Below are 6,900 nucleotides of genomic sequence, written 5' to 3'. Positions count from 1 at the left end.
TGTGTATAAGAGACAGGGCGGGGAGGGCAGGGTGAAGCGGGTGGCGTTCTCGGCCGGCCGCAGCCGCGGCGGCCGGTTGTAGTCCCGGCCGGTGCCGTCCTCCGACGGCTGCACGGCCGCGTCCGGCTTCTGCGGGAGGGCGAGTTCGAGCAGGCAGTCTCCGACGAGGAGCTGTGCGCCGGCCGACCAGGCGGTCGCCTCGGCGAGGTCCTCGCGGTCCAGTTGCAGGGTGCCGCCGCCCGGCGCGGAGGCGTCGGGCGCGATACGGCAGCGTCCTTGGGGGCCCACCGTCAGGACGGCGAACGGACGGTCCGGTACGGCGCGCAGCAGCTGAGCGGTCCCGTCGTGGGCCAGCCCGATCCGGTACTCGCCCATGTCGAGCCGGTGCACGGCGCCCGCGCCGGTCCCGCCGACCGCACGGACCTCCACCAGCCCGTCCGGTTCGGCCGACGCGGTGCCCGCAGGGCGGCCCAGGCCCACGATGGCCGCGTGGTGGAGCGGCGCGTCCCTCAGCCGCATATCGGCGGGCAGCAGACGGTCGCCGGCGTACAGGCCGAGGCCCTCCGGGGGCCGGTGGACGCCTCCCGCCCCGGCCAGCGCCTCCGCGACAGCGCTCACGGGCGTGTCGGGGTCGGCGTCGAGGTGGACGTCGAACGCGTCACCGCCCCCCTCGACCACGGTCAACATCAACGACACGAAAACGTCCTCCAGCCTGCGTGAATGGGGGCCTCGGCAGCCGCACTCGGCGGCTCCCGTGCCACTGACGGGTCCTACGGCGGCCGTCCGCGGATGGTTCACCCGGCGCATCGGTGAACCATCCGCGGACGGCCGCCGTAGTGGCCATCGGGTGCACGGCGCAGCGAGTGTGCCGACCCCGCTTTCGACTGTCCCGGCTCCGCCGCCGGGGCGTCCCGACAAGGAGTCAGAAGATGATCTGGTACGTCCTGGCCGTAGTGCTGGGGCTGGCGCTGATCGGGGCGGTGGCCGCGCTGATCCTCACCGAGCGGCGGCCCCGCCCGCCGAAGCCCGTCGCCGCCTCGGCCGCCGTCGTGGGGAGGGAGGCGCTGGACGTGGTCAACGCGGGCTTGCGCCGGCTGACGGGCGAATGCCTGCGCTCCGGCCGGTCGCTGCCCGACCTGTACGCCGTCGTCTACTCCGAGGAGCGGCTCGGACTGCTGCTGGCCGGGGCCGAGGAGGCCGCCCCCGCGCCCTGGACCGCCGAGGCGGACGGCGAACGCTGGACGATCTCGCCCGACGATCTGCACCGCCCCGGCCCGGAAGGCGAACCGGCCCTGCCGTACGCGCTGACGGTGACCGTGGGCCTGGACGGCCCCGACCGGGTGCTGGTCGACCTCTCCCGGGCGGCGGGACCCATCTCGGTGACGGGTCCGGACGACGAGGTACACAGCCTGGTGCGGGCCGTCGTCGCCGAGGCGCTCGACAGCCCGGTGGGGGCGCTCGCCGAGGTCACCCTGGTGGGATCCCTGGCCAACGGCCGGCTCTTTTCCGGCGACGAGCCGCGGACCTCGCGTCTGCACAACGCGGCCAGCCTGGAGGAGGCGTTCGCCACGGCGGCGTCGGCGGGCACAGGAGCGCCGGAGCCCGGATCGCCCGACGTCACCCAGATCTTCCGGCTGATCGAGGGCAGCAGCCGGATCGCCGTCCAGGGCGAGGCGCCGCATCTGTTCGTCGTGGACGCCTCACAGCTCCCGCGACGGGAGGGGGCACTGGCCGGCCTGCGGCGCGGGGACGCGCTGCTGGTGCTCGGCGAGGCACCCACGGGGTGGCGCTGGAGTGCCGGTGCGGGCGGATCGCTCGACACCGGGCCGCTCGGCCTGGAGATCACCCGGCACGCGGGACGTCTGGCATAAGTGTCATCCGGCCTCGCGGTCCAGGCCGTCCGCGTACAGCCCGCGGCTGTGCAGTGCCTCGCGCAGGGCGCGGGCGGCGTAGTACGTCCGGGACTTGACCGTGCCCGGCGGCACACCGAGGACCTTGGCCGTCTGGTTGACGCTGCGTCCCAGGTAGTGCACGTGCAGCAGGACCTCGCGCTGTGCCGGCCGTAGATCCCACAACGCCTCGGTGAGTACCTGGGAGGTGAGGATGTGGTCCACGCCGTCGGACACCGGCAGGTGGGCGAGTTCGGGGTCACCGGTCTCCGGTGGTCTGGCCTGGCGGGCCCGGTGGCTGTCGATGACGAGATTGCGCAGCGCGGTGAACAGCCAGGGCCGCGCCGAATCCGTGGTCGGGTCGAGTTCCCCGGAGTGCCGCCAGGCGCGTATCGCGACTTCCTGGAGGACGTCCTCGGCACGGTGCCAGTCGCCCTCCAGCCGCCGTGCGGCGAACTGCAGCAACGCGCTGCCGTGGAAGTCGTAGAGCGCTCTGAGGAATTCGTCGGGGCCGAGTTCCTCGGCTTGGGGGCCGGGTATCAGGTCTTCGGTCGAAGCGCTGGCCGACAAGGGCCTTCCTCTCCGGTCGTCTGTGGGGGGATACAGGTTCAACCGGCGCGGGAGAAGCGGCAGGCGCCGCCGCGGGCCGCCGTGCGCCCGTGCGGCGCCCGTCAGCCCCCGGCGGCGGTGAACTCGCCCCGTTGGCGCCGATCAGCCCGGTTCGTTGGAGGAAAGCGAGCCCACCTCACGGGGCGTCAGCTCCCGGTCGTAGACATGTACGTCGGCGATGTCACCGTTCCAGAAGTCGGCCGCCTTGCCGGCGAACTTGCCGCGTCCGATCACCACGGCGCCAGTGGGCTTCACGCTGTTGGAGGCCACCCTGGTTGCCGCGAGTTGGCCGTCCACGTAGACCCGCATCCGGAGGTCCTTCTGGCTGTATGTGCCGGTCAGGTGGTACCAGCGGCCGGACTGCGGCTTCTCGGGCGTCTCCGCGACCGTACGGGCACCGCCGAAACTGAAGGCGAAGTTCCCGTCCTGGCCGGAGTACTGGAGGAAGAACGTGCTGATCCGGTCACCGTCCTGGGACACGGCGGTGCGCATGCGGGTCATGTCCTGGTCGGTGAGGCGCACCCGCGCGGCGACCGAGTAGTCCTTGTCCACGGTGTCGAGCCGGGTGTTGGTGTCCACGTATCCGCTGGTGCCGTCCAGCCGCAGGGCGCCGCCCTCGGGGCCGTCGGTCCACTGCGTGCCGCCGCTGACCACGGCGTCGTACTCGCCGACCTTCGCGGTGCCGGACTGGTGCAGGGGCCACCATCCGAGCCCCTGCAACGACTCGGCGCCGGCGTCCGGGCTCGACGCGGCCGGCTTCGCCTCGACCTGTTCCTTCCCGGAGTCCTGGCCGCGCACCAGTTGGACGACAACGAAGGCCAGCGCGACGGTCAATACGGCGATCGTGGTGATGAGCGACCATCTGCGCGTCATGAATTTCCCCAGGCTTGGTGGCATCAATGCGTCACTGGTGATCACGTGTGCGATCCGGAAGTGGTTCCAGTGTGCAGGTAATTGTGACAGGCCCGTGAGACAGCGGACGTGGGGACCCGTGGATGCGCGTTCGTGCGCCGGGAGATGCGGCGATGCCTCGCCGAGGGCAAGTGGACCATGGGGAGTTGTGCCGTTCCGGCGGCGCACACACGCCGTCCACCAACCGTTCGCAATTGTTCACACGACGGTCGGTCCGCCACCTTTTCCCGGGCGTGCATCCGGGTGGGGTGCGGGGCGGGATCTGCCCCGGGGGTTGTGCCCGACTCCGTTGCCGCCTTCGGTGTGCAGGGGAGAACGCGGCATGCGCCCCTCGGATGCCTGGTCGGCCGTCAGGTCGCGCCCATCGGTCGTCTGATCCTGGTCGGCCGCGGCTGGGCGCTTGAGCGGACAGTCAACTTGAGCGGACAGTCAAGAAGCAACGAGGTCAAGGCGTCGACGGCCTGCCGTTCCTGCTGGGGCCGGTGCGTGCGACGGCTTTGCCTCCGGCTTCAGGTCTCTCCGGCTTGAGGTGTCTCCGGCTTCAGGCGCGGACGCATCCGCGAGCCACGCCTCGCCAGATGCGCCCCTCGGCGCCGTCGCGAGCGGCCCGCACCCACCACCGAGGCAATCTCCCCCCATCGCCCCGGACGCGCTGGAGTCGGCTCAGGTTTCCCTCTCCGGCGTGTAGTCGGCCTCGTCCAGTCCGAAGGTCCAGGCGACGCCCTCCCTGGCAGTCCGGGTCCGGGGCGGCACCCGGAGCCAGTAGGTGCGGTGGGTGCCGTCGGGCTCCGGGGTGGAGTTGACGACCTCGACCATCACCAGGGGCTCGTCCCCTTCCAGTTCGATACGCCACAGCACACCGGCTTCGTCCCGCTGCACGGGTTCCGCGCCGGACTCCTCCAGGTAGCGGTCGTAGCCGTAGTGCTCCAGCATCACGCGGCGCAGCTCGGCGTTCTCCTCCTCGCGTATCCGTCGCGAGGTCAGGGTGGCGAGGCCGTCGAGGAACTCGGCGGGTACCGGCATGCCGTGCCAGGCGTGCAGCGCGAACCCGTCGGGGAAGGCGAGTGCCGGGCCGTCTCCGCGGTCGAGCCGACCCGCCTCGTCGCGGTGCAGTTCCACGGGGCGTTCAGCGATGACCGCCGTCTTCTCGTACGGCCACCACCAGCCCGCGGCACGGGCGACTGCGGCGACTCCGTCGAGTGCTTCCGCGCCGTCCTGGCCGTCGAAGGCTGCCAGCCAGGGCGCGTCGTGCTGGCCCAGGACCGCGTCGAGCATGATGAGACGGACGGATTGCTCCCCTCCCGGCACGCCGTTGGATGCCTCGACCACGCCCGTCCGTATGCGCTCGGTCAGCATGGCGGTGGTGTCCCACAGCTGAGCGCCCGTCAAGGCCCAGTGCTCGGCCCAGTCGGCCGGCCCGAGTTGACCGGCAAGCTGCTTGCGTGCGGCTGCCCACGGCCGCGTACGCACCCCGTCGCGGACACTGCGGCCGGCCGTGCCCTCCGCCGTGAACCGTGCGGCCAGCTCCACGCCCTCGCGGGGCGAGCCCGCCCAGACGATACGCTCCGGCTCGGGCAGGCCCGCCAGCCGGTAGGCCAGGCGCACGCCTTCCTCCGCCTTCGTGCGGTCCTCCGGGCCGGTCGCCGCCGCGACCTCGCGCCATACCGCCGTCACGTCGGTCTGTGCGGTCGTCGCGTTGGTCTGTGTGGGCTGGGTCGTTGTCGTCATTGTTCTGTCCCCCCTGCCTCAGTCCGCCACGACGCGTACCGCGCCGGGCGCGTACTCACGCTGCCGCACCACCCGGTACCGGCCCTTCGGCAGCGGTATCGCCGCGTGCTCCTCGTGCACCACCCTCCCGCCGTCCGGGAGATGGAGGTAGGAGGCACCGAACGGCCCGGCCTCCCGGACCAGGGTGCCCGGCCCCACCACCGCGTGGGCGTGTCCGGTGACCTCGCCGAGGGCCAGCACGAGCCTTCCCCGAGCGTCCCGCGGCTGCCGCGGCAGCCGGTCCGTGCCCGGCGGCACGACCGCCTCCGCGATGGGCACGATCAGGACGTCCCCCTGCCGGTACATGCGTGTCTCCCTTCGCCGTCGGCGCCTCGCCGACCCGATGACCACGACGCTACGTGGGGGGTCTGACAACGCCCCCGGACCGCGCCTCGGACCGCCCCCGCCCGGCTGCGGGACCCCCAGCGCCTGAGGCTGCGGCTGTTCTCCGCCGCCGCCCAGCTGGTCACCAAGGCCAGCGCCGCATCCTCCGCCTCGCGAAGCACTGAGCCGGGCCACAGACCTGCCCGCGCTCGCCCGACGACCGAAACGGCCTGCCCAGAGGATCCCGGAGAATCCGACGGACCGTCACGAAATATCGAGGCCGGAGGCTTCGTGGACGAGCACACCGGCGGCTCCGGCACAGCTTCCCCGAGCCGGGCCGTGCGGGGCGCGGAGTCAGTCGGTCAGGAGTTCCTGTGCGACTTCCACATCGGTGATCAGGACGTTGACCCATCCGCCGCGCAGCGCCCCGCGGATGGCGGCCACCTTGTTCAGTCCGCCCGCGACGCCCAACCTCCGCTCCACCGCGCGCAGTTGGTCCGGCTCGATGCCGATCAGGCGGTCGTTGAACGGCGCGTCGACCGGCTTTCCGGTGATGTCGAAGTACCTGGCACAGACATCGCCGACAGCGCCCAGCTCCTTGAGTCTTCGCTGGTCCTCGGCGGTGATGGCGTTGCCGGAGCGCCGCAGCAGCGGCGAGGGCTCCAGCGTGCCGATGCCGACCAGGGCGAGGGTCAGCCGGGACCAGGCCTGCATGGCCTCGGCCATGGCGGGTTCCCGCGACAGCAGATCGCGCAGTTCACGGCTGCCCACCAGAGCCGCCGAAGGAGCGAACACGGGTCGCCCGCCGGTGAGTTCGGCCAGCCGGCTGGTGAGACGGGTGGCGTGCAGCTGCACCTCCGGGCTTCCCGACCCGCCGAGCATCTGGACGACCTCCTGCACTACCGAGGGAGTCTTGGCACGCATCACGTTCACCGACTCCAGCAGGGTGGCGCTCCACGAGGATATGCCGATGACGTCGCCTCTTTTGAGGGTGGCGTCCAGGACGGTGGCGGTCGCCGCCGCGAGCGCGGGAATGACGTCGAACCCCGAGCCTTCCACCTCCACGACGATGGCTTCGCGAAGGCCGTACCGTGCGATGAGGGCGTCCTCGAGTTCGGCGTGGACTCCCTCCGGGGGCACCACGACGGTGCGCACCACGTCCCGGTCGACCGCCTCTTTCAGGAGACGGGAGACACGGGGCTGCGACATGTTGAGATGTTCCGCGATCTCGGGCTGCCGGAGTCCGCGCTCGTGGTACATGCGCGCCACTTTGACCAGGAGCCGCATGTGATCGGGGCTTGGAGTGGACGTTGCCGCCACCGTGCCTCCACCTACTTTTCTCAGATCCGTTTGCGCCCGAGGACTCGGGCGCATGGTCCGTCCGCCATGCTAGCGCCAC

At 71.7% G+C, this 6,900-nt stretch carries 6 protein-coding genes and 1 pseudogene; 1 reads left to right on the top strand and 6 read right to left on the bottom strand.

From position 1 onward, the window contains the following. Positions 1–687 (bottom strand): annotated as a pseudogene (locus tag FPZ41_RS17965) (FtsK/SpoIIIE domain-containing protein); the annotation flags it as partial. A gap of 242 nt (positions 688–929) precedes the next feature. On the opposite strand from FPZ41_RS17965, the gene FPZ41_RS17960 reads away from it, so the two are divergent. Beyond that, positions 930–1,871, top strand: a complete 942-nt coding sequence (locus FPZ41_RS17960) for a hypothetical protein (RefSeq protein WP_152863823.1) — start codon at positions 930–932, stop codon at positions 1,869–1,871. Between the two features lie 3 nt (positions 1,872–1,874). Here FPZ41_RS17960 and FPZ41_RS17955 read toward each other — a convergent pair whose 3' ends face one another. From FPZ41_RS17955 to FPZ41_RS17935, 5 genes are all read right to left on the bottom strand, one after another. Then, positions 1,875–2,459 (bottom strand): sigma-70 family RNA polymerase sigma factor, encoded by a 585-nt coding sequence (locus tag FPZ41_RS17955; protein ID WP_152863821.1) that lies wholly within the window; start codon positions 2,457–2,459, stop codon positions 1,875–1,877. 141 nt (positions 2,460–2,600) lie between these two features. Continuing rightward, positions 2,601–3,371, bottom strand: coding sequence for a LamG domain-containing protein (locus FPZ41_RS17950; protein ID WP_152863819.1), 771 nt, complete (start codon positions 3,369–3,371; stop codon positions 2,601–2,603). A 702-nt stretch (positions 3,372–4,073) separates the two neighbouring features. Then, complete coding sequence (locus tag FPZ41_RS17945) at positions 4,074–5,138, bottom strand: DUF6745 domain-containing protein (RefSeq protein ID WP_152863817.1); 1,065 nt, start codon at positions 5,136–5,138, stop codon at positions 4,074–4,076. A gap of 18 nt (positions 5,139–5,156) precedes the next feature. Continuing rightward, positions 5,157–5,483, bottom strand: a complete 327-nt coding sequence (locus FPZ41_RS17940; RefSeq protein WP_152863815.1) for a hypothetical protein — start codon at positions 5,481–5,483, stop codon at positions 5,157–5,159. A 372-nt stretch (positions 5,484–5,855) separates the two neighbouring features. Then, positions 5,856–6,788: a sugar-binding transcriptional regulator gene (locus tag FPZ41_RS17935; RefSeq protein ID WP_152863813.1), complete on the bottom strand. Its 933-nt coding sequence runs from the start codon at positions 6,786–6,788 to the stop codon at positions 5,856–5,858. Between the last annotated feature and the right edge of the window lie 112 nt (positions 6,789–6,900).

This window comes from Streptomyces acidicola (genome assembly GCF_009377235.1).
Taxonomy (GTDB): Bacteria; Actinomycetota; Actinomycetes; order Streptomycetales; family Streptomycetaceae; genus Streptomyces; species Streptomyces acidicola.
Note: the sequence above shows the minus strand (reverse complement) of the source record. Positions and strands in the feature narration are given on the sequence as shown.